At 56.6% G+C, this 22,726-nt stretch carries 24 protein-coding genes; 17 read left to right on the forward strand and 7 right to left on the reverse strand.

What is annotated here, in order from left to right:
* Position 1: 1 nt before the first annotated feature.
* Together PGR29_RS18150 and PGR29_RS18155 are read right to left on the reverse strand one after the other, a co-directional pair.
* Positions 2-559 carry a DcrB family lipoprotein gene (locus tag PGR29_RS18150; RefSeq protein ID WP_045397026.1) on the reverse strand — a complete coding sequence of 186 codons (558 nt, stop codon included), beginning with the start codon at positions 557-559 and terminating at the stop codon, positions 2-4.
* A 73-nt stretch (positions 560-632) separates the two neighbouring features.
* Positions 633-1,298: a 7-cyano-7-deazaguanine/7-aminomethyl-7-deazaguanine transporter gene (locus PGR29_RS18155; protein WP_316425061.1), complete on the reverse strand. Its 666-nt coding sequence runs from the start codon at positions 1,296-1,298 to the stop codon at positions 633-635.
* A gap of 207 nt (positions 1,299-1,505) precedes the next feature.
* Between PGR29_RS18155 and tusA the strand changes: the two genes are divergently transcribed.
* The gene (gene tusA / locus PGR29_RS18160; RefSeq protein WP_015703711.1) at positions 1,506-1,751 is read left to right on the forward strand and encodes a sulfurtransferase TusA; all 246 of its coding nucleotides are present in this window, start codon (positions 1,506-1,508) and stop codon (positions 1,749-1,751) included.
* Positions 1,752-2,430: 679 nt separating this feature from the next.
* Here tusA and zntA read toward each other — a convergent pair.
* Positions 2,431-4,638 carry a Zn(II)/Cd(II)/Pb(II) translocating P-type ATPase ZntA gene (gene zntA / locus PGR29_RS18165; protein ID WP_113373967.1) on the reverse strand — a complete coding sequence of 736 codons (2,208 nt, stop codon included), beginning with the start codon at positions 4,636-4,638 and terminating at the stop codon, positions 2,431-2,433.
* 78 nt (positions 4,639-4,716) lie between these two features.
* The gene (locus PGR29_RS18170) at positions 4,717-5,343 is read right to left on the reverse strand and encodes a lysoplasmalogenase (protein ID WP_015369312.1); all 627 of its coding nucleotides are present in this window, start codon (positions 5,341-5,343) and stop codon (positions 4,717-4,719) included.
* A gap of 141 nt (positions 5,344-5,484) precedes the next feature.
* Here PGR29_RS18170 and PGR29_RS18175 point away from each other — a divergent pair, with 141 nt between their 5' ends.
* A complete protein-coding gene (locus PGR29_RS18175) occupies positions 5,485-5,844 on the forward strand; it encodes a DUF2500 domain-containing protein (protein WP_162750185.1) in 360 nt (119 codons plus the stop codon).
* A gap of 15 nt (positions 5,845-5,859) precedes the next feature.
* Here PGR29_RS18175 and PGR29_RS18180 read toward each other — a convergent pair whose 3' ends face one another.
* Positions 5,860-6,138 carry a DUF1145 family protein gene (locus PGR29_RS18180; protein ID WP_316425062.1) on the reverse strand — a complete coding sequence of 93 codons (279 nt, stop codon included), beginning with the start codon at positions 6,136-6,138 and terminating at the stop codon, positions 5,860-5,862.
* On the reverse strand, positions 6,128-6,724 hold the full coding sequence (rsmD, locus tag PGR29_RS18185) for a 16S rRNA (guanine(966)-N(2))-methyltransferase (RefSeq protein ID WP_316425063.1): 597 nt from the start codon (positions 6,722-6,724) through the stop codon (positions 6,128-6,130). The genes PGR29_RS18180 and rsmD overlap by 11 nt, the downstream gene beginning before the upstream one ends.
* A gap of 193 nt (positions 6,725-6,917) precedes the next feature.
* Between rsmD and ftsY the strand changes: the two genes are divergently transcribed.
* The 5 genes from ftsY (at position 6,918) to livJ (ending at position 12,713) form a co-directional block, all read left to right on the forward strand.
* Positions 6,918-8,456, forward strand: a complete 1,539-nt coding sequence (gene ftsY, locus PGR29_RS18190) for a signal recognition particle-docking protein FtsY (protein WP_316425065.1) — start codon at positions 6,918-6,920, stop codon at positions 8,454-8,456.
* A gap of 2 nt (positions 8,457-8,458) precedes the next feature.
* Positions 8,459-9,127, forward strand: coding sequence for a cell division ATP-binding protein FtsE (ftsE, locus tag PGR29_RS18195; RefSeq protein WP_015369317.1), 669 nt, complete (start codon positions 8,459-8,461; stop codon positions 9,125-9,127).
* Positions 9,120-10,175, forward strand: coding sequence for a permease-like cell division protein FtsX (gene ftsX / locus PGR29_RS18200; RefSeq protein WP_015369318.1), 1,056 nt, complete (start codon positions 9,120-9,122; stop codon positions 10,173-10,175). Before ftsE ends, ftsX begins: the two co-directional genes overlap by 8 nt.
* A gap of 255 nt (positions 10,176-10,430) precedes the next feature.
* Entirely contained in the window at positions 10,431-11,285 is an 855-nt protein-coding gene (gene rpoH / locus PGR29_RS18205) for an RNA polymerase sigma factor RpoH (RefSeq protein ID WP_002920815.1), read from the forward strand.
* 324 nt (positions 11,286-11,609) lie between these two features.
* Positions 11,610-12,713: a branched chain amino acid ABC transporter substrate-binding protein LivJ gene (gene livJ, locus PGR29_RS18210; RefSeq protein ID WP_316425066.1), complete on the forward strand. Its 1,104-nt coding sequence runs from the start codon at positions 11,610-11,612 to the stop codon at positions 12,711-12,713.
* Between the two features lie 154 nt (positions 12,714-12,867).
* On the opposite strand, the gene panM is transcribed toward livJ, so the two are convergent.
* Positions 12,868-13,251, reverse strand: coding sequence for an aspartate 1-decarboxylase autocleavage activator PanM (panM, locus tag PGR29_RS18215; RefSeq protein WP_316425067.1), 384 nt, complete (start codon positions 13,249-13,251; stop codon positions 12,868-12,870).
* A gap of 422 nt (positions 13,252-13,673) precedes the next feature.
* On the opposite strand from panM, the gene livK reads away from it, so the two are divergent.
* The 10 genes from livK to ugpE all read left to right on the forward strand — a co-directional run bounded on the left by livK (position 13,674) and on the right by ugpE (position 22,726).
* Positions 13,674-14,783: a high-affinity branched-chain amino acid ABC transporter substrate-binding protein LivK gene (livK, locus tag PGR29_RS18220; protein ID WP_087859044.1), complete on the forward strand. Its 1,110-nt coding sequence runs from the start codon at positions 13,674-13,676 to the stop codon at positions 14,781-14,783.
* A 53-nt stretch (positions 14,784-14,836) separates the two neighbouring features.
* Positions 14,837-15,763, forward strand: a complete 927-nt coding sequence (livH, locus tag PGR29_RS18225; RefSeq protein ID WP_316425068.1) for a high-affinity branched-chain amino acid ABC transporter permease LivH — start codon at positions 14,837-14,839, stop codon at positions 15,761-15,763.
* Positions 15,760-17,037, forward strand: a complete 1,278-nt coding sequence (gene livM / locus PGR29_RS18230; protein ID WP_015369324.1) for a branched chain amino acid ABC transporter permease LivM — start codon at positions 15,760-15,762, stop codon at positions 17,035-17,037. The genes livH and livM overlap by 4 nt, the downstream gene beginning before the upstream one ends.
* Positions 17,034-17,801, forward strand: coding sequence for a high-affinity branched-chain amino acid ABC transporter ATP-binding protein LivG (livG, locus tag PGR29_RS18235; protein ID WP_015369325.1), 768 nt, complete (start codon positions 17,034-17,036; stop codon positions 17,799-17,801). The genes livM and livG overlap by 4 nt, the downstream gene beginning before the upstream one ends.
* Positions 17,802-17,818: 17 nt before the next feature.
* Positions 17,819-18,532, forward strand: coding sequence for a high-affinity branched-chain amino acid ABC transporter ATP-binding protein LivF (livF, locus tag PGR29_RS18240; RefSeq protein ID WP_086538103.1), 714 nt, complete (start codon positions 17,819-17,821; stop codon positions 18,530-18,532).
* 163 nt (positions 18,533-18,695) lie between these two features.
* Complete coding sequence (locus tag PGR29_RS18245; RefSeq protein WP_004174006.1) at positions 18,696-18,917, forward strand: type II toxin-antitoxin system Phd/YefM family antitoxin; 222 nt, start codon at positions 18,696-18,698, stop codon at positions 18,915-18,917.
* Positions 18,914-19,282 carry a type II toxin-antitoxin system death-on-curing family toxin gene (locus tag PGR29_RS18250; RefSeq protein ID WP_064180470.1) on the forward strand — a complete coding sequence of 123 codons (369 nt, stop codon included), beginning with the start codon at positions 18,914-18,916 and terminating at the stop codon, positions 19,280-19,282. The genes PGR29_RS18245 and PGR29_RS18250 overlap by 4 nt, the downstream gene beginning before the upstream one ends.
* Positions 19,283-19,573: 291 nt before the next feature.
* The gene (ugpB, locus tag PGR29_RS18255; RefSeq protein WP_316425069.1) at positions 19,574-20,890 is read left to right on the forward strand and encodes a sn-glycerol-3-phosphate ABC transporter substrate-binding protein UgpB; all 1,317 of its coding nucleotides are present in this window, start codon (positions 19,574-19,576) and stop codon (positions 20,888-20,890) included.
* A gap of 106 nt (positions 20,891-20,996) precedes the next feature.
* Positions 20,997-21,884 (forward strand): sn-glycerol-3-phosphate ABC transporter permease UgpA, encoded by an 888-nt coding sequence (gene ugpA, locus PGR29_RS18260; RefSeq protein ID WP_015369328.1) that lies wholly within the window; start codon positions 20,997-20,999, stop codon positions 21,882-21,884.
* Entirely contained in the window at positions 21,881-22,726 is an 846-nt protein-coding gene (gene ugpE / locus PGR29_RS18265) for a sn-glycerol-3-phosphate ABC transporter permease UgpE (protein ID WP_015369329.1), read from the forward strand. Before ugpA ends, ugpE begins: the two co-directional genes overlap by 4 nt.

Raw genomic sequence — 22,726 nt, forward strand, 5'->3', positions numbered from 1 at the left:
ATTAGTTAATGACCAGCGTGTTGACGATGCTTTCTGCTTCGGTCTGCGCCTGTTGCTGGTTGTCCGCTGGCAGAGTGACCTGCAGGGTCAGCAGTTTGTCATCGACTTTACCGAGCAGCACGGAGGACCATGCGGTCTGCCCTTTGGCGGAAATAATGCTGTCCAGTTGCTGTAAGGTGTGGCCTTTGATCTCAATTGATTTGTTAGACACGACCTGCAGCTGCGGGTCGCGGCTGCGCTGCTGATCTTCCAGACGTTTGGACAGCACCGCCAGATCTTCATTAGTGCTGTCGCCGACGATCACAATCACCGCTTTCTGGCCGGTGGCGTCGGAATAGACGTGCATATTGTTGGCCTGGGTGCCGAGCTTACCGCTCTGGTCGGCCATACCTGCCGGCAGAGTGAAGCTCAGTTTACCATCCAGCAGGCTAATCGCCTGGCCGCTGGTGTTGCTCTCTGCTGCTGCCCCGACGGTCGGCGCTTTTGAATCGCTGTTATCACAGGCCGCAAGCCCCATAACCAGCAGGCCAATACCGACATATTTAACCAAATTGCGCATTGACATCTTCCTTTCGATAAACGGCCATTAACGGCTCATCCGGTTATCTTATCACAACCGTTAGCGAGTACCTTTAACCTGGCTGCAATGCCGACAAATCAGATTTATCCGCCAGTCTTTTCAACAGCATATTCAACAGCACGCCGTACATCGGCAAGAAGAAGACGATGCTGATAAGTACTTTGAAGCAGTAGTCGACGATGGCGATTTCCCCCCAGTGGGCGGCCATAAACGGATCCGGGCTGTGCCAGAAGGCGATGAAGAAGAAGGCTAGGGTATCGCTGACGTTACCGAACAGGGTCGACGCCGTCGGCGCCAGCCACCAGCGACGATTCTGACGCAGGCGGTTGAAGACGTGGACGTCGAGAATCTGCCCCAGCGCATAGGCCATAAAACTGGCGGCGGCGATACGGGCGACGAACAGATTAAAGGTGCCCAGCGCGGCAAAGCCCTGCCACTCGCCCATATAAAACAGCGCCGAAATGCCATAGGAAATAATCAGCGCCGGGATCATCACCGCGAAGATGATGCGTCGCGCCAGCGGGGCGCCAAAAATGCGCACCGTCAGATCGGTGGCGAGAAAAATAAAGGGAAAACTGAACGCGCCCCAGGTGGTATGGAAACCAAAAATGGAGATCGGCAGCTGGACCAGATAGTTGCTGGAGGTGATCACCAGCAGATGAAATAGCGAAAGCCAGACGAGCGCTTTCTTACGCTGTACGGTAGTAAAGGGATTCATATTGTGACCTTTTTATGCCCGTCATGCTTCATATCAATGAAGGAATCGGGAGCGGAACGTTGGGGTGAGGGAACCCAATTAAAAACGGCTGCATGATACTGCGTTGAGAGCGTAATGCAATGGTTGTTTTTCGCGCAAACGTTAACCTGGCTTGCGTACTGGCGAAGTGGGGGTAAACTAGGGCCGTTTTGTTGAAGTGAGATAAAAATGAGCGAACTTTTCTCCAGTCCTGACCATACGCTGGACGCCCTTGGGCTCCGCTGCCCGGAGCCGGTGATGATGGTGCGTAAAACCGTGCGTACCATGCCGGTGGGCGAGACCCTGCTGATCATTGCCGACGATCCGGCGACGACCCGCGATATCCCCGGTTTTTGCCTCTTTATGGAGCATGAACTGGTGGCGCAGGAAACCGAAGCCCTGCCGTACCGCTACCTGATCCGCAAAAGCCACTGAATCCGCCTTATCCGGGCTACCCAACGGCCCGGAACCGTAGCCCTCTCAAGCGCAGCGCGAGCAGGGAATACCCCCGGATGGCGGCGCGTTGCGCCTTATCCGGGCTACCTAACGCTCAGAACCGTAGCCCTGCTAAGCGCAGCGCGGGCTGGGAACACCCCCGGATGGCGGCGCGTTGCGCCTTATCAGGGCTACCTAACGCTCAGAACCGTAGCCCTGCTAAGCCCAGCGCGAGCAGGGAATATCCCCGAATGGCGGCGCGTTGCGCCTTATCCGGGCTAACCAACGGCCCGGAACCGTAGCCCTGCCAAGCGCAGCGCGGCAGGGAATACCCCCGGATGGCGGCGCGTTGCGCCTTATCCGGGCTACCCAACGCTCAGAACCGTAGCTCTGCTAAGCGCAGCGCGAGCAGGGAATACCCCCGGATGGCGGCGCGTTGCGCCTTATCCGGGCTACCCAACGCTCAGAACCGTAGCCCTGCTAAGCGCAGCGCGAGCAGGGAATATCCCCGAATGGCGGCGCGTTGCGCCTTATCCGGGCTACCCAACGGCCCGGAACCGTAGCCCTGCTAAGCGCAGCGCGAGCAGGGAATACCCCCGGATAGCGGCGCGTTGCGCCTTATCCGGGCTACCCAACGATCTGGAACCGTGCTGCGCAAGCAGGGAATATCGCTTCAACATTACTTTTTACGCAATAACCGCAGAGCGTTAGCCGTTACCAGCACCGTCGCGCCGGTATCCGCCAGCACCGCCAGCCACAACCCGGTCAGGCCGAGAAGGGTCGTGACGAGGAAAATCCCCTTTAACCCTAAAGCGATGGCGATATTCTGGCGAATATTGGCATGGGTGGCGCGCGCGAGCGAAATCATCTGCGCCAGGCCGGTGAGGCGATTATGAGTCAGCGCCGCGTCGGCGGTCTCCAGCGCTACATCGGTGCCGCTGCCCATTGCAATACCGATGGTCGCCGCTTTCATCGCCGGGGCATCGTTGATGCCGTCGCCGACCATTGCCAGCGGCGCGTTGGCGTTAAGCGCCATCACCGCTTGCACTTTGTCTGCCGGCAGCAATCCGGCGCGGAACTCCAGACCCAGTTCATTGGCGATAGCCGCCGCAGCGCGCGGGTTATCCCCGGTGAGAATCACCCCCTGTACGCCCAATTGATGCAGCTCATCCACCGCCTGACGCGCATCGTCGCGCAGGGTATCGCGCAGCGCCAGAATGCCGAGCAGGGTATCATCGCGCAGCACCAGCACCACCGTCTGTCCGGCGCTCTCCAGTTGCTGGATCTGCGCCTCATGCTCAGCAGGTGCGGCCTTACTGGCCGCGCAGATTAAGATGCGGCTGCCGTTGACCTCGGCCTCTATCCCGGAACCGGCCAGCGCCCGCTGGTTGTGCGCAACGGGAATAGTCAGCTTACGCTGCTGCGCTTCGCGTACGATAGCCTGCGCCAGCGGGTGGCTGGAGCCTTGTTCAACCGCTGCCGCCAGTGCCAGCAGGCCGTTTTCATCAACGTCGGCGGCGGCGATAACGCGGGTGACCTGCGGTTGGCCGATGGTCAGAGTACCGGTTTTATCGAACGCCACCTGGCGCACCTGGCCCAATTGTTCCAGCGCCGCACCGCCTTTAATCAGCGCCCCGCGCCGTGCGGCGACCGCCAGACCGGAGGTAATCGCCGCCGGGGTGGAGATGACCAATGCGCAAGGGCAGCCGATTAACAGCAGCGTTAAGCCTTTATAGATCCACGGCAGCCAGGCGCTGGCGAAGAACAGCGGCGGTACGATGGCAACCAGCAGGGCGACCACCATAATGGCCGGGGTGTAGATCCGGCTGAAGCGATCGATGAAGCGTTCAATCGGCGCCCGGCGCTCCTCGGCTTCCTCAATCAGTTTGAGGATCCGGTCAATGGCGCTATCTCCCGGTTCGGAGATAACGGTCAACTGCACCAGCCGATCGACGCTGGTGGCGCCCGCCGCTACGCGCTCGCCGGCTTTACGTTCCACCGGTACCGATTCGCCGGTCAATGCGCTTTCATCGAAGCTGGCAAACGGTGATAGCAGCTCGCCATCGGCCGGCAGACGCCCGCCGGCGGCGACCTCAATCACATCGCCGGGGCGAAGGTCACGTTGGGCGACGGTCTCACGCTCGCCGTTGCGCAGGCGAACGGCGGTATCAGGTTTGAGCGCCATCAGGGCGCTCACGCCCTGGCGCGCGCGGCTGGCGGCCCAGCCTTCAAGCCGTTCGCCGATCAGAAACAGCAGCAGAACCATTGCCGCTTCGGCGGTGGCACCGATAAACAGCGCGCCGATAGCGGCAACGCTCATCAGCGTTTCAATGGCAAACCAGCTGCCGCTTTTAATCAACCGCAACGCCTGGCGGGCAACCGGCCACAGGCCGACGAGGGTAGTGGCGACAAACGCCAGCTTGCCGAACGGGTGGTTAAACTGTTCGAGCCCCCAGCTGAGCGCCATCATCACTACCAGACTCAATAACGCCAGGTTTTCCTGCAGCCATGAACGTTGCGGTTTCTCTTCCTGCGGCGCGTCAGCATCGCGCAGGGTATAACCCGCGGCGCGTACCGCGTTTTCGACCTGCGAACGGATATCGCTTTCGGCGTTGACCAGCAGCTTCTCGGTGGCGAACAGCACCTGCACCTGGCTGACGCCGTCGATTTGGCGCACGGCGGTTTCCACCTTGCGGGCGCAGGCCGCGCAGTCCATGCCGTCTACCTGCCAGCTATAACGGGCGCCATTGAGCGGCTGCTCAGCGGCGGCGGTTTCCCCGGCGCAGGCGCGATCGGCACAGCAGCTTTCAGCGGGCTCTGTCGCCGGGGTAAATTTGAATGACGAGAACTGGGGGACTTTTTTGTCCTGAGATTCTGGTGTCGACATGGCACCCTCCGGGTAATGATAATTTTCTCATTACCCGCAGGATACACTCTGGAGTCGACTCCAGAGTCAAGCAGTAAATTACAGATACAGCGCGCGAACGATCAGGAAGTGCCCGGCAAAGTAGAAGGCCGCGGAAATGGCGTTATCGGCGCGGAAACGACGGCGATAGTGGCTAATCAACCAGACGGCGTTACCCAACAGCAGCGAAGCGGCGCCAAGGAAGCCGGAAAGCGCAGTATCGGTCGGCCGTACGAACCACAGTTCACCCGCCAGCCACACCATCACCAGGGTCATACCGATAAAGGTCAGCACCGGCATGCGCATCTCTTCCAGGCGCGTCCAGATAATTGCCAGCAGCAGCGCGCCGAGCACCAACAAGACCAGCGGCAGCGGCCAGAAGAACGATAGCGTCATCTGGCTGGCGAACCAGATCGTATACAGCAGATGAGAGAGGAAGAATGCGCCGACCGCGTACATCACCCGCTGGCGCGGCAGCAGGGTTAAGGCATCGCCGAGCAGCGAAGCGCACAGGCCCGCCAGCACCAGGTAGCTAATGGCGTTGAACATCGGCGCCTGCCAGGCTAACAGCAGCAACAGAAGCAGGGTGACCGGTTTAAAGACCCAGCGCTGCCAGGCCGGCCCACGATAGGACGCATCGACGTATAGCCATGCGGAGAAACAGACAGCAATAAACGACCAAAGCATAGTAAGTCCCTGTATCTGTTATCATTAAATAAGCGATTGCGCTTACGGTACTGGATCTCAGTGTAGTGGTTTGGGCCAGAAGATGACAACGTTATTCAATGCGCGTTATCCTTATTCCTGATAATTCTTATGGGTACGCAAATGAGTAAAGTTCCGCTATTTTTTGTGCTGGTGGTCGCGGTGATTGTGGTGGCGGCCTCGTTTCGCTATGTGCAGCAGCGCCGGGAAAAAATGGATAACGACGCCGCGCCGCTGTTGCAGAAGCGGGTGGTGGTCAGCAATAAGCGGGAAAAGGTGATTAACGATCGCCGTTCGCGCCAGCAGACGGTGACGCCAGCCGGCAGCGAGATGCGTTATGAAGCGAGCTTCCGCCCGGAAAATGGCGGACTGGAAGTGGTGTTCCGCCTTGATGCGCCGCAATATCACGCGCTGAGCGTCGGCGACCGGGGAATGTTGAGCTATAAGGGCTCAAGATTCGTCGACTTTGTTGCCGATAACTGAGCCCTGGATTAACCGTTACTTTTTCTTCAGCGTGGCCTTTAGCTTTTTCTGCCAGGCCACCAGTTCAAATACGCCGAAGATGAAAATACGAATTTGCTCAAAACGGCTCAACGGCGGCGCGTCTTTCGTCTGCGTCGCTTTCAACAGCGTCAGCTGCAGGCCATGCATCAGAATAATAAAAATCAGCGCCACGTTAACGAAGATATTCAGCGGTTTTGGGAAAGGTTGAAACAGATTCAACAGCAAAAACGCCCAAACGCATAGCATCAGCAGGCGGCCTAAATTAATCAGCATGGTTTTCTCCTTGTGCCTCGCGTTGATACAGGCGGTAGGCGACCTGTCCGGCGACTTTTTCGCGATACAGCTGCCAGTTTGCCGGAACCGGCGGTAGTCCGTTTTCTACTTCGCTCTCGACATAAATCAGCGCTTCATCAGCGAGCCAGTGGTTTTTTTCCAGCAGGCTGAGCGTTTCTTCCAGCAGCCCTTTGCGGAAGGGGGGATCGACGAAGACAATATGGTGCGGCGTACCCGGCTGGCTGAGAAACGCCAGCGTGTTGGTGTTGACCACCTTGCCGTTACTGGCGTTCAGCGTCGCGAGATTTTTTTGTAGCTGCTGCGCGACGCCGCGCTCCATTTCCAGTAGCGTGGTGCTGGCGGCATAGCGTGACAACGCTTCCAGCCCCAGCGCGCCGCTGCCGGCGAAGCAGTCAAGGCAGTGGGCGTCGACCATCGACGGCGCCAGCCAGTTAAATAGCGTTTCCCGAACCCGGTCGGTGGTTGGGCGCAGACCCGGGCTCTCCGGCACCGGTAATTTACGGCCCCGCCATTGTCCGCCGATAATGCGGATCTGGCCGCTGCCTGCGTGATTTGGTTTCTTCATCTCTTTGCTCAAGTCTCAACTTCCAGCCTGCTATTCTAACGATCGAAGACCATTGACGAAACCTTAATCCGGGGGCGGTGATGCGAGTTAAGTTAAGTGATAGACTATCCAACTAATTTCATCATTTTTTCAGCTTCTGAAGCGGTTGTGTCGAAGCTGCGCCATGAATAAACAGCGAGGAGTGTGGTCGCAAATGGCAAAAGAGAAAAAACGTGGCTTCTTTTCCTGGCTGGGCTTTGGGCAAAAAGAACAGGCTCAGGAAAGCGAAACAGAACAAAAAGTAGAAGAACAACAAGAGGTTGCGGAACAGGTTCCGGCGGCGGAAACGCCTGCGGAAGCCGTACCCGCGGCGGAAACGGTAAAAGAAGACCCGGAGGCCTTTGCCGCCGAGGTCGTAGAAGTCACCGAACAGGTTGTTGAAAGCGAACTGTCGCATCCGGTGGCGACCGAAGCCGTTTCGCAAGAAAAAGTGGCTGAATCGCCGGTGGCGGAAGAAATTTCTGTCCCAGAGGCCGCTTTTGAAGAAGCGCCGGTTGTTCCTGCGGTAGAAGAAAAAGTCGCTGAACCGCTGGTTGAAGAGGTAATAGCCGAGCCGGTTATCGCCGAAGCGGTCGCTGAACAGACGCCGGAAGAGGTTATCGTCGCGGAGCCTGAGGTCATCGAAGATGAGGTCCTCCCGGAAGAGCCCGAAGCCGAACTAAGCGATGAAGAGCTCGAAGCGCAGGCGCTGGCGGCGCAAGACGTTGAAGAGACGCCAGAAGAAGAAGCGGAAACTCAGGAAGCGGCGCCGCAGGAGCAGGAAAAACCGACCAAAGAAGGTTTCTTCGCCCGCTTAAAACGCAGCCTGGTAAAAACCAAACAGAATCTGGGTTCCGGATTTATCAGCCTGTTCCGCGGTAAAAAAATCGACGACGATCTGTTTGAAGAGCTGGAAGAACAGCTGCTGATTGCCGACGTTGGGGTGGAAACCACGCGTAAGATTATTACCAATCTTACCGAGGGGGCCAGCCGTAAGCAGCTGCGCGATGCCGAGGCGTTATACGGTCTGCTGAAAGAAGAGATGAGCGAGATCCTGACGAAAGTTGAGGAACCGCTGAATGTTGAAGGGAAAACGCCATTTGTTATTCTGATGGTCGGCGTTAACGGCGTGGGTAAAACCACTACGATCGGTAAGCTGGCGCGTCAGTTCGAGCAGCAGGGTAAATCGGTGATGCTGGCGGCGGGGGATACTTTCCGCGCGGCGGCGGTGGAACAGCTGCAGGTCTGGGGCCAGCGTAACGAGATCCCGGTGATTGCCCAGCACACCGGCGCTGACTCAGCCTCGGTTATTTTTGACGCCATCCAGGCGGCGAAAGCGCGCAATATTGATGTGCTGATTGCCGATACCGCGGGTCGTCTGCAGAATAAATCGCACCTGATGGAAGAACTGAAGAAGATTGTCCGCGTAATGAAGAAACTGGACGTCGACGCGCCGCATGAAGTTATGCTAACCATCGACGCCAGCACCGGGCAGAACGCGATTAGCCAGGCCAAACTGTTCCACGAAGCCGTGGGGCTGACCGGCATTACGTTGACTAAGCTTGACGGAACCGCGAAGGGCGGGGTTATCTTCTCAGTGGCTGACCAGTTCAGTATTCCGATTCGCTATATTGGCGTCGGCGAACGTATTGAAGATCTGCGTCCGTTTAATGCGGGCGACTTTATTGAGGCACTTTTTGCCCGAGAGGATTAAGAATGATTCGCTTTGAACAAGTCAGCAAAGCCTATCTCGGTGGGAGACAAGCGCTGCAGGGGGTGACATTCCACCTGCAGCAGGGCGAGATGGCGTTCCTGACCGGCCATTCCGGCGCGGGGAAAAGTACCCTGCTGAAGCTTATCTGTGGTATCGAACGGCCGAGCGCCGGGAAAATTCTGTTCAGCGGCCATGATATCAGCCGCCTGAAGAGCCGCGAGGTGCCGTTCCTGCGCCGCCAAATCGGCATGATTTTCCAGGACCACCACCTGCTGATGGATCGCACCGTGTTCGATAATGTGGCGATTCCGCTGATTATCGCCGGCGCCAGCGGCGATGATATTCGTCGCCGCGTATCCGCAGCGCTGGATAAAGTCGGGCTGCTGGACAAAGCGAAAAATTTCCCCATCCAACTCTCCGGCGGTGAGCAACAGCGCGTGGGCATTGCCCGCGCGGTGGTCAACAAGCCGGCGGTGCTGCTGGCGGATGAACCGACCGGTAACCTCGATGAGGCGCTCTCGGAAGGGATTTTACGTCTGTTTGAAGAGTTTAACCGCGTAGGTGTAACGGTACTGATGGCGACGCACGACCTGGGGCTTATTTCCAGCCGTCCGTACCGCGTCCTGACGCTGAGCGACGGTCATATGCATGGAGGCCATCGGGGTGAATAAGCGCGACGCAGTGAACCAGATTCGCCAGTTCGGCAGCAAGTTCGATCGTCTCCGTAACGCCACCGGCGGCGGCAACGGCGGGCGTAATGCGCCAAAAAGGCCAAAAGCGGCGCCGAACCCGGCATCGCGGAAGAGTAACGTCTTTAACGAGCAGGTGCGCTACGCCTGGCACGGCGCGTTACAGGATTTAAAAAGCACGCCGCTGGCGACCTTCCTCACCATCATGGTGATCGCCATTTCGCTGACGCTGCCGAGCGTCTGCTATATGGTCTACAAAAACGTTAACAGCGCGGCGTCGCAGTATTATCCGTCGCCGCAGATCACCGTCTATCTGGAAAAAACGCTGGATGACGATGCGGCGGCGCGGGTGGTTGGCCAGCTGCAGGCGGAGCAGGGCGTTGAGAAAGTAAATTACCTGTCGCGAGATGAGGCGCTGGGCGAGTTCCGTAACTGGTCCGGGTTTGGCGGCGCGCTGGATATGCTGGAAGAGAACCCGCTGCCGGCGGTGGCGATTGTGGTGCCGAAGCTCGATTTCCAGAATACCGATTCGCTTAACACCCTGCGCGATCGCGTCTCCCGTATTCAGGGTGTCGACGAAGTGCGCATGGACGATAGCTGGTTTGCGCGCCTGGCGTCGCTGACCGGGCTGGTCGGCCGGGTGTCGGCGATGATCGGCGTGCTGATGATCGCCGCGGTATTCCTGGTGATTGGCAACAGCGTACGTCTGAGCATCTTCGCTCGTCGCGACACGATTAACGTCCAGAAGCTGATCGGCGCTACCGATGGTTTCATCCTGCGTCCGTTCCTTTACGGTGGCGCGCTGCTGGGCTTCGCCGGGGCGTTTTTGTCGCTGATCCTGTCGGAGATTCTGGTGATGCGCCTCTCCTCGGCGGTAACCGAAGTGGCGAAAGTGTTTGGTACTAAATTTGAACTCAGCGGCTTGGGCTTCGATGAGTGCCTGCTGATGCTAATCGTCTGCTCGATGATTGGCTGGGTCGCAGCCTGGCTGGCGACGGTGCAACATTTACGTCACTTTACCCCCGACTAAAAATTTTCTGGTATAATCTTTCCCTGCACTGAATATCTCTCTGCAGGGAAAGAGTCCCTGTTCGCCTCTTCCCTAATCTTTCATCTCCATGTCACATTTTGTGCGTAATTTACTCACAACGTTGCATGGAACTTGTGGATAAAATCACTGTCTGATACTACTGTGGGTGATATTCTCGTTGCTCATAAATGCTGGCATGTTTGTTGCCTGATGGGGACAAGATCATGTCAGACACTATCGATTGAGAGGATTTGAATGACCAAAGAAATGCAAACTTTAGCTTTAGCCCCCGTTGGTAACCTGGAATCGTACATCCGGGCAGCCAACACTTGGCCGATGTTATCGGCTGATGAAGAGCGGGAGCTTGCTGAAAAGCTGCATTACCAGGGCGATCTGGAAGCAGCGAAAAAGCTGATTCTGTCTCACCTGCGCTTTGTTGTTCATATTGCTCGTAACTACTCGGGCTATGGCCTGCCGCAGGCGGACCTGATTCAGGAAGGCAACATCGGTCTGATGAAAGCCGTACGTCGTTTCAACCCGGAAGTGGGTGTGCGACTGGTTTCCTTCGCCGTGCACTGGATTAAAGCGGAAATCCACGAATACGTGCTGCGTAACTGGCGTATCGTTAAAGTCGCAACCACCAAAGCGCAGCGTAAGCTGTTCTTCAACCTGCGTAAAACCAAGCAGCGTCTGGGCTGGTTTAACCAGGACGAAGTGGAAATGGTTGCCCGCGAGCTGGGTGTGTCGAGCAAAGACGTGCGTGAGATGGAATCACGTATGGCAGCGCAGGACATGACCTTTGATATGTCGTCCGATGACGAATCCGATAGCCAGCCGATGGCACCGGTGCTCTATCTGCAGGACAAAACGTCTAACTTTGCCGACGGCATCGAAGACGATAACTGGGAAGAGCAGGCTGCTAATAAACTGACTGACGCGATGCAAGGCCTGGACGAGCGTAGCCAGGACATCATCCGCGCTCGCTGGCTGGACGAGGACAACAAGTCCACGCTGCAGGAGCTGGCGGATCGTTATGGCGTCTCGGCTGAACGTGTTCGTCAGCTGGAAAAGAACGCGATGAAAAAACTACGCGCCGCTATCGAAGCCTAATCTTCGTCTTTTAACGCCGTAGTAAATTGAGCCTCTGCTGTTTCAGCGGGGGCTTTTTGTTTTATATCCCCGTCACACCCGTTTTCTCTCCCGGCGCGAATTGCCGCGACGTTTAGCTTCAGTCACATAACTTTTACATCTCCTGCAAATTGTTGTTTCAAATTCTGAAAAATGGGGTATGTTTTGGCATAGTGTGCTGCAAAAGCGCAGGCGGCAGACCCAAATACAGTCATACTATTCTTGGTATGGACTAAAAATCAGAATAATGCGCTAACAAACAACATCACAACAAATGCAAAAACCATAATAATGGGGAGCCTCAGGATGAATATGAAGGGTAAAGCGTTACTGGCAGGATGTATTGCTTTAATTATGTGCGGTTCCGCGCTGGCGGAAGACATTAAAATTGCCGTCGTGGGAGCGATGTCCGGCCCGGTTGCCCAGTATGGCGACCAGGAATTTACCGGCGCGGAGCAGGCGGTAGCCGATATCAACGCTAAGGGCGGCATCAAAGGCAATAAATTGCAGATCGTAAAATATGACGATGCCTGCGACCCGAAACAAGCGGTGGCGGTCGCGAACAAAGTGGTGAATGACGGCATTAAATACGTTATCGGTCACCTGTGTTCATCATCCACCCAGCCGGCATCTGACATCTATGAAGACGAAGGCATCCTGATGATTACCCCTGCGGCAACCGCACCGGAGCTGACGGCGCGCGGCTATAAGCTGATTCTGCGCACCACCGGTCTCGACTCCGATCAGGGCCCGACGGCGGCGAAATATATTCTCGGCACGGTGAAGCCGCAGCGCATCGCTGTTGTTCATGACAAACAGCAATATGGCGAAGGGCTGGCGCGCTCAGTCCAGGAAAACCTGAAGAAAGGCGGCGCCAACGTGGTGTTCTTTGACGGTATCACCGCCGGTGAGAAAGATTTCTCTACCCTGGTGGCGCGTCTGAAGAAAGAAAATATCGACTTCGTCTACTACGGCGGTTATCACCCGGAAATGGGACAGATCCTGCGCCAGGCGCGCGCAGCCGGCCTGAAAACCCAGTTTATGGGCCCGGAAGGCGTGGCTAACGTTTCCCTGTCAAACATCGCCGGCGAGTCGGCAGAAGGCCTGCTGGTCACCAAACCGAAGAACTACGATCAGGTTCCGGCGAACAAACCGATTGTGGATGCCATCAAAGCGAAGAAGCAGGATCCGAGCGGCGCCTTCGTGTGGACCACCTATGCGGCGCTGCAGTCGCTGCAGGCGGGGTTAAATCAGTCTGAAGATCCGGCGGAAATCGCGAAATACCTGAAAGGGGCGAAGGTGGATACCGTCATGGGGCCGCTGTCGTGGGATGAGAAAGGCGACCTGAAAGGATTCGAGTTCGGCGTGTTTACCTGGCATGCTAACGGTACAGCGACCGACGCCAAATAATTTAACCTGCGCCTTTCACGCCGCAGATGCGTTGTCTGCGGCCCTTAACCCCGGTTGCGCTGCGCTTACCGGGGCTACAATTTCCAGGTAGCCCGGCTAAGCGAAGCGCCGCCGGGTTCTTCCCTGGTCACGCTGCGTTTATTGGGGCTACGGCTTAATGCTTCTCCCAACCATTCTGCTGGGCGCTGAAACCGAGCGCCTGCATAAATGCCGCCATCACGCCGCGGTCTTCCACCCCGCTATCGGCAACGCGCCAGCTATTGATATTCGGGTTATCGCTTAACGTCTCTTCCACTAAATATTGCCCCACGCCGCGGCGGCGGGTGACTTCACGCACGCACAGCTCGCTGAGCTCGCCTTCGACGCCGCGCAGGGTAACGCGTACGGCGCCGAGCAGACGTTCGTTAAAGCGGGCGACGTAAATACGATGGTTATCGTCCAGCATCAGCGCCGCAGGATCCTGCGACGGCCAGATTTTGCCTAAATCAATGCGATCCTGATCGCTGAAGTGCTGTAAACGGATAATAGTGAGCTTCATACGCGGCAGTTCCAGTCAAAACAGATGCGACAGTGTACTCAAATTTCTTGTTTGGCGGGGCGCTGTTTTGCACTCATTCATCAGGGGATTCGTTTTCCTGGTTGCACGGGGGTAGCGCAATACATCATGGATCGAAAAATAAGCAGAATTTTAACCTGATATGTAGCGTTTTATTCCGCCTTATATGCCGTTATTTTATGCTGTGAACTGGACTTTTTTTTGTTTATCTTCGCCTAAAACCAGAATATTATCTTTTCTTAATCACCTGAAAAATAGAGATTTTAATCATAATTCAGGTAAAAAACCGCGCTAAACCATTAAACTTCATGGTAAAAATGGCGTTGTTTAATAAAAGCACAGAATGCTTTTTAACCATAAAAATACAAAACATTTACATCACATCACGAACGGGGTTCTGAAGCATGAAAAGGAACGCGAAAACGATCGTCGCGGGAGTCGTTGCATTAGCGATTTCCCACGCGGCGATGGCAAAGGATATTAAAGTCGCCGTCGTCGGCGCGATGTCTGGCCCGGTTGCCCAGTGGGGCGATATGGAATTCAACGGCGCGCGCCAGGCGATTAAAGACATTAACGCCAGCGGCGGCATTAAAGGCGACAAACTGATTGGCGTCGAATATGACGACGCCTGCGATCCGAAACAAGCGGTCGCGGTCGCTAACAAAATCGTCAATGACGGCATTCAGTACGTTATTGGCCACCTCTGTTCCTCCTCCACCCAGCCGGCTTCGGATATCTATGAAGATGAAGGCATCCTGATGATCTCCCCTGGGGCGACCAATCCGGAACTGACCCAGCGTGGCTACCAGTACATCATGCGTACCGCAGGTCTTGACTCTTCCCAGGGGCCGACCGCCGCGAAATATATCCTCGAACACGTGAAGCCGCAGCGTATTGCGATTATTCATGACAAGCAGCAGTACGGCGAAGGGCTGGCGCGTTCCGTGCAGGACAACCTGAAGAAAGCTGGCGCCAATATCGTCTTCTTTGATGGCATCACCGCCGGCGAGAAAGACTTCTCCGCACTGCTGGCGCGCCTGAAGAAAGAGAATATCGACTTTGTCTACTACGGCGGCTACTACCCGGAAATGGGGCAGATGCTGCGCCAGGCGCGCTCCGTCGGCCTGAAAACGCAGTTTATGGGGCCGGAAGGCGTCGGTAACGCCTCGCTGTCCAACATCGCCGGCGCGGCGGCGGAAGGTATGCTGGTGACGATGCCAAAACGCTATGACCAGGATCCGGCCAACAGCGCTATTGTTGATGCGCTGAAAGCGGATAAAAAAGATCCGAGCGGCCCGTACGTCTGGATCACCTATGCCGCCGTTCAGTCGCTGGCGCAAGCGATGGACAGAACCGGCAGCCAGCAGCCGCTGGATTTAATTAAAGATTTGAAAGCTCACGGCGCGAAGACCGTGATTGGGCCGCTGAATTGGGATGAAAAAGGCGATCTGAAGGGATTTGAGTTTGGTGTCTTCCAGTGGCACGCGGATGGTTCATCCACCGTCGCTAAGTAAGACGCGTTATCCCACCGCCCGCACCGCGCGGGCGGCATGAAAAAGGTTACCTTATGTCCGAGCAGTTTCTCTATTTTCTGCAGCAGATGTTTAACGGCGTCACGCTGGGCAGTACCTATGCGCTGATCGCCATCGGCTATACGATGGTGTACGGCATTATCGGCATGATTAACTTCGCCCACGGCGAGGTCTACATGATCGGCAGCTACGTCTCGTTCATGATTATCGCCGCCCTAATGATGCTGGGGATCGATACCGGCTGGCTGCTGGTCGCCGCAGGCTTTATCGGCTCTATCATTATTGCCAGCGCCTACGGTTGGAGTATCGAGCGTGTAGCCTATCGGCCTGTACGCAGCTCCAAGCGCCTGATTGCGCTGATTTCCGCCATCGGGATGTCGATATTCCTGCAGAACTTCGTCAGCCTGACCGAAGGCTCGCGCGATGTTGCGCTGCCGAGTCTCTTTAACGGCCAGTGGATTGTCGGCCACAGCGATAATTTCTCCGCCACTATCACTACCATGCAGCTGGTCATCTGGGTCGTTACCTTTATCGCCATGCTGGCGCTGACGCTGTTTATTCGCTATTCGCGAATGGGCCGCGCCTGTCGCGCCTGTGCGGAAGATCTGAAAATGGCGAGCCTGCTGGGCATCAATACCGACCGCGTTATTGCGTTGACCTTCGTCATTGGCGCGGCGATGGCGGCAGTCGCTGGCGTTCTGCTGGGGCAGTTCTACGGCGTTATTAACCCCTACATCGGCTTTATGGCCGGGATGAAGGCCTTTACCGCCGCCGTGCTCGGCGGTATCGGCAGTATCCCTGGCGCGATGATCGGTGGCCTGATTCTGGGTATCGCCGAGGCGCTCTCTTCTGCCTATCTCAGCACCGAATATAAGGACGTCGTCTCCTTCGCGCTGCTGATTCTGGTGCTGTTAGTGATGCCGACCGGCATTCTGGGCCGCCCGGAGGTAGAAAAAGTATGAAACCGATGCAAATTGCGATGGCGCTGCTTTCCGCCGCGATGTTCTTTGTTCTGGCGGGCGTCTTTATGGGCGTGCAGCTGGAGCTGAATGGCACCAAACTGGTGGTCGATACCGCCGCCGATATTCGTTGGCAGTGGATTTTCATCGGCACTGCGGTGGTCTTTTTCTTCCAGCTGCTGCGCCCGCTGTTCCAGAAAGCGGTTAAGAACGTCTCCGGGCCGAAATTTATTATGCCGGCGATTGACGGGTCGACGGTCAAGCAGAAGCTGTTCCTGATAGCCCTGCTGGTCATTGCCGTGGCCTGGCCGTTTATGGTGTCGCGCGGCACGGTGGATATCGCCACCCTGACGATGATTTATATCATCCTTGGTCTCGGACTGAACGTGGTGGTTGGGCTTTCCGGCCTGCTGGTATTGGGCTACGGCGGGTTTTACGCCATCGGCGCCTATACCTTTGCGCTGCTTAATCACTATTACGGTCTCGGCTTCTGGACCTGCCTGCCGCTGGCCGGCCTGGTCTCCGCGGCGGCTGGCTTCCTGCTTGGCTTCCCGGTGCTGCGTCTGCGCGGCGACTACCTGGCGATTGTGACCTTAGGCTTCGGCGAGATCGTGCGCATTCTGCTGCTCAACAATACCGAGATCACCGGCGGGCCGAACGGTATCAGCCAGATCCCTAAACCGACCTTCTTTGGTCTTGAATTTAGCCGTACCGCCCGCGAAGGCGGCTGGGATACCTTCAGCAACTTCTTTGGCCTGAAGTACGATCCCAGCGACCGGGTGATTTTCCTCTACCTGGTGGCGTTGTTGCTGGTGGTGCTCAGCCTGTTCGTTATTAACCGTCTGCTGCGGATGCCGCTCGGGCGGGCGTGGGAAGCGCTGCGTGAAGATGAAATCGCCTGCCGTTCGCTGGGCCTGAGCCCAACGCGCATCAAGCTGACCGCCTTTACTATCAGCGCCGCGTTTGCAGGCTTCGCCGGCACGCTGTTCGCCGCGCGCCAGGGCTTCGTGAGCCCCGAATCCTTTACCTTCGCCGAGTCGGCCTTTGTGCTGGCGATCGTCGTGCTGGGTGGGATGGGCTCACAGTTTGCAGTGATCCTGGCGGCTATTCTGCTGGTGGTATCGCGCGAGCTGATGCGTGATTTCAACGAATACAGCATGTTAATGCTCGGTGGGTTGATGGTGCTGATGATGATCTGGCGTCCGCAGGGGCTGCTGCCGATGACGCGTCCGCAGCTGAAGCTGAAAAACGGTCAGGCGAAAGGAGAGCAGGCATGAGTCAGCCAATATTATCCGTGAACGGCCTGATGATGCGTTTTGGCGGCCTGCTGGCGGTCAATAACGTCTCCCTTGAGCTACGTCCGCAGGAAATCGTTTCCTTAATTGGTCCAAACGGCGCGGGAAAAACCACCGTTTTTAACTGCCTGACCGGTTTCTATAAACCTACCGGCGGCACTATTATGCTGCGCGACCAGCACCTGGAAGGGCTGCCGGGCCAGCAGATTGCGCGGATGGGGGTGGTGCGAACCTTCCAGCACGTGCGTCTGTTCCGCGAAATGACGGTGATTGAAAATCTGCTGGTGGCGCAGCATCAACAGCTGAAAACCGGCGTCTTCTCCGGCCTGCTGAAAACGCCGGCCTTCCGTCGCGCGCAGAGCGAAGCGCTGGATCGGGCCGCCACCTGGCTTGAGCGTATCGGCCTGCTGGAGCACGCTAACCGTCAGGCCAGCAATCTGGCTTACGGCGACCAGCGCCGGCTGGAGATTGCCCGCTGTATGGTGACGCAGCCGGAGATCCTGATGCTCGACGAACCGGCGGCGGGGCTTAACCCGAAAGAGACCAAAGAGCTGGATGAGCTTATCGCCGAGTTGCGTAGCCATCACAACACCACCATCCTGCTTATCGAACATGATATGAAGCTGGTGATGGGCATTTCCGATCGCATCTACGTCGTGAACCAGGGGACGCCGCTGGCCAACGGGACGCCGGAAGAGATTCGTAATAACCCGGACGTGATCCGCGCCTATTTAGGTGAAGCATAATGGTGGTGACGCATAAGATGGAAAAAGCGATGTTAACTTTTGACAATGTCAGCGCCCACTACGGCAAGATCCAGGCGCTGCACAACGTCAGCCTGCATATCAAACAAGGTGAGATCGTCACGCTTATCGGCGCCAACGGTGCGGGGAAAACTACCCTGCTCGGTACGCTGTGCGGCGATCCGCGGGCCTCCAGCGGGCGCATTGTCTTTGACGGTAAGGATATTACCGACTGGCAGACGGCGAAAATCATGCGTGAAGCGGTGGCGATCGTGCCGGAAGGGCGGCGCGTCTTTTCGCGCATGACGGTAGAAGAGAACCTGGCGATGGGCGGTTTTTTTGCCGACCGCGACCAGTTTCATACCCGCATCAAATGGGTGTATGAGCTGTTCCCGCGTCTGCATGAACGCCGTATTCAGCGCGCCGGCACCATGTCCGGCGGCGAGCAGCAGATGCTGGCGATCGGTCGCGCTCTGATGAGCCAGCCGCGCCTGCTGCTGCTTGATGAGCCCTCATTAGGGCTGGCGCCGATTATCATTCAGCAGATTTTCGACACCATCGAGCAGCTGCGTGAGCAGGGGATGACTATCTTCCTGGTGGAGCAAAACGCCAACCAGGCGCTGAAGCTCGCCGATCGCGGCTACGTACTGGAAAACGGTCACGTGGTGCTTGAGGATACCGGCGACGCGCTGTTGGCCAACGAGGCGGTGCGCAGCGCCTATCTCGGCGGTTAGTTCATCGTAACCCGGCGTCGTTCACTTCGCCGGTTTGTAGCCCGGGCGAGGCGCTTGCGCCGACCCCGGGAGCAGAACGCACAAATACATTTAAAAGAGCCTGTTGGCTCTTTTTTTGTACATGTATGTTGTACAATAAAAGAGTACAGCTTTGGAGGTTTTTATGAGAACGGTTAACTATAGCGAAGCCCGGCAAAATCTGGCCGATGTGCTGGAAAGCGCAGTGACAGGTGTACCTGTGACCATTACCCGTCGTGGGCATAAATCAGCAGTCATCATTAGCGCAGAAGAGTTTGAACGCTACCAGGCGGCCAGAATGGATGATGAGTTCGCGGCTATCATGGCGGTTCATGGTGATGAGATCAGGGAGCTTGCGGATAAATGACGCTGCAGATTATCTCAGCGGAAGAGATAATACAGTTTCACGACAGGCTACTCCGCGTCACGCCTGGCGTTGCCGGTATGCCCGATCCGGGGCGTGCCGAAGCGATAATGTATAGGGTGCTAAATAAAATTGAATATGAAGGTGTGACAGACGTGTGGCGACTCGCTGCGATGCATCTGCTGGCGATTTCTCGCGGTCATATATTTAATGATGGTAATAAGCGTACGGCACTGTTTATCACCCTGCTTTTTTTAAAGCGAAATGGAATTATATTGTCGGCGAATCCGGACTTCGTCGGCATGACCGTCGAGGCGGCAGCAGGGCAACTTACCCTGGAACAGATTGTCGCGCGCTTGCGCGGATGACAGTTAACTCGTTGCAACCCGGCGGCGCTTCGCTTGGCCGGGCTACCCAAGCCGTTGTAGCCCGGGCGAGGCGCTTGCGCCGACCCCGGGAGCCGATCCCACGAATATTATCCGTGTCTCAGCTCCCACTTTACTTCCCCCGTCCTTTCATCGGCTTGTCATCTCTCTGACCCGTTACTATCTTTTTTTTGTAATAAAAAAGTTATTTTTCTGTAATTCGAACATGTCATGTTACCCCGCGAACATAAAACGCGTGAAATCGCGCATCCGGAACAACAAGAGAGATAACCGATGATATCGTTACGACATACAGCTTTAGGACTGGCGCTGAGCCTGGCAGTTGCCGGTCAGGCACTGGCAGTAACCACCATCCCTTTCTGGCACTCGATGGAAGGGGAACTGGGTAAAGAAGTTGATTCTCTGGCGCAACGTTTCAACGCGGCCAATCCTGATTACAAAATTGTTCCGGTGTATAAAGGCAATTACGAGCAAAGCCTGAGCGCCGGTATCGCCGCCTTCCGTACCGGCAACGCGCCGGCGATTCTGCAGGTGTATGAAGTCGGCACCGCTACCATGATGGCGTCAAAAGCCATTAAGCCGGTGTACCAGGTCTTTAGCGATGCGGGTATTAAGTTCGATGAATCGCAGTTCGTGCCGACGGTGTCCGGTTATTACACCGACTCAAAAACCGGCCATCTGCTCTCCCAGCCGTTTAACAGCTCCACGCCGGTGCTGTACTACAACAAAGACGCCTTCAAGAAAGCGGGTCTGGACCCTGAGCAGCCGCCGAAAACCTGGCAGGATCTGGCGGCCTATACCGCGAAGCTGAAAGCGGCCGGAATGAAGTGCGGCTACGCCAGCGGTTGGCAGGGCTGGATCCAGATTGAAAACTTCAGCGCCTGGCACGGCCTGCCGGTCGCCACGAAAAATAACGGTTTTGACGGCACCGACGCGGTGCTTGAGTTCAACAAGCCGGAGCAGGTGAAACATATCGCCCTGCTCGAAGAGATGAACAAGAAGGGCGATTTCAGCTATTTCGGGCGTAAGGATGAATCCACCGAGAAGTTCTATAACGGCGACTGCGCGATCACTACCGCCTCATCCGGCTCGCTGGCGGATATTCGTCAGTATGCGAAATTCAACTATGGCGTCGGCATGATGCCTTACGACGCCGATGTGAAAGGCGCGCCGCAGAACGCCATTATCGGCGGGGCCAGCCTGTGGGTGATGCAGGGCAAGGACAAAGAGACCTACACCGGCGTGGCGAAGTTCCTCGACTTCCTCACCAAACCGGAAAACGCCGCCGAGTGGCACCAGAAAACCGGCTACCTGCCGATTACCACCGCGGCCTACGATCTGACGCGCCAGCAGGGCTTCTATGATAAGAATCCTGGCGCTGATATCGCCACCCGCCAGATGCTGAACAAGCCGCCGTTGCCGTTCACCAAAGGCCTGCGACTGGGCAACATGCCGCAAATTCGCACCATCGTCGATGAAGAGCTGGAGAGCGTGTGGACCGGCAAGAAAACCCCGCAACAGGCGCTGGATTCCGCCGTTCAGCGCGGGAATCAACTGCTGCGCCGTTTCGAGCAAGCAACCAAATCGTAATCTGTAACTTGCCCGGTGGCGCTGTGCTTACCGGGCCTACGATGTGCCCTATGTAGGCCGGGTAAGGCGTAGCCGCCACCCGGCATTGTTCAGGAATAAAATCTTCATGTCATCATCCCGTCCGGTATTCCGCTCGCGCTGGCTGCCCTATGTGCTGGTCGCGCCGCAGCTGATTATCACGCTGATTTTCTTTATCTGGCCCGCGGGCGAAGCGCTGTGGTACTCGCTGCAGAGCGTCGATCCGTTTGGCCTTTCCAGCCAGTTTGTCGGCCTGGATAACTTCGTCACGCTGTTCCACGACCCGTACTATCTGGACTCTTTCTGGACGACCATAAAATTCAGCACCCTGGTAACCGTCAGCGGCCTGCTTATTTCGCTGTTTTTTGCCGCGCTGGTCGACTATGTGGTGCGCGGCAGCCGCTTTTATCAAACGCTGATGCTGCTGCCGTATGCCGTGGCCCCCGCCGTCGCGGCGGTGCTATGGATCTTCCTCTTCAATCCCGGACGCGGGCTGATCACTCATTTCCTCGGCGAATTGGGTTACGACTGGAACCACGCGCAAAACAGCGGCCAGGCGATGTTCCTGGTGGTCTTCGCCTCGGTCTGGAAGCAGATAAGCTACAACTTCCTGTTCTTCTTCGCCGCGCTGCAGTCGATCCCGCGTTCGCTGGTTGAGGCCGCCGCCATCGACGGCGCCGGGCCGATTCGCCGCTTCTTTAAGCTGGCGCTGCCGCTGATTGCGCCGGTGAGTTTCTTCCTGCTGGTGGTCAACCTGGTTTACGCCTTCTTCGACACCTTCCCGGTGATCGATGCCGCCACCGCCGGCGGCCCGGTGCAGGCGACCACCACCCTAATCTACAAAATTTATCGCGAAGGTTTCGCCGGGCTCGATCTTTCCGCTTCCGCCGCGCAGTCGGTGGTGCTGATGTTCCTCGTCATTATCCTGACGGTGGTGCAGTTCCGTTACGTTGAAAGTAAGGTGCGTTACCAATGATTGAGAACCGTCGCGGGCTGACGATTTTCAGCCACACCATGCTGATTCTGGGCATTGCCGTCATTTTATTCCCGCTGTACGTCGCCTTCGTGGCGGCGACGCTGGATAACAAATCGGTGTTCGAAACGCCGATGACGCTGATTCCCGGAGGGCATCTGCTGGAGAACATGAAGACCATCTGGGTGAACGGGGTCGGCGTCAACAGCGCGCCGTTCTGGCTGATGATGCTCAACAGCTTCATCATGGCGTTCGCCATTACGGTCGGCAAAATCGTGGTGTCGATGCTTTCGGCGTTCGCCATCGTCTGGTTCCGCTTTCCGCTGCGTAACCTGTTCTTCTGGATGATCTTTATCACCTTGATGCTGCCGGTCGAGGTGCGTATTTTTCCGACGGTGGAAGTGATCGCCAACCTCAAAATGCTCGACAGTTATGCCGGGTTAACGCTGCCGTTGATGGCTTCGGCTACCGCCACCTTCTTGTTTCGCCAGTTCTTTATGACTCTGCCGGACGAGCTGATTGAAGCGGCGCGTATTGATGGCGCTTCGCCGATGCGCTTCTTTCGCGACATCGTGCTGCCGCTGTCGAAAACCAACCTCGCCGCGCTGTTCGTTATCACCTTTATCTACGGCTGGAACCAGTATCTATGGCCGTTGCTGATTATTCAGGATGTGAATCTTGGCACCGCCGTCGCCGGTATTAAAGGCATGATCGCCACCGGTGAAGGTACTACCCAGTGGAATCAGGTAATGGCGGCGATGCTGCTGACCCTGATCCCGCCGGTCGTCATCGTTTTAGCCATGCAGCGCGCGTTTGTGCGCGGCCTGGTCGATAGTGAGAAATAA

This window comes from Klebsiella sp. 141203 (genome assembly GCF_032601985.1).
GTDB lineage: Bacteria > Pseudomonadota > Gammaproteobacteria > Enterobacterales > Enterobacteriaceae > Klebsiella > Klebsiella aerogenes.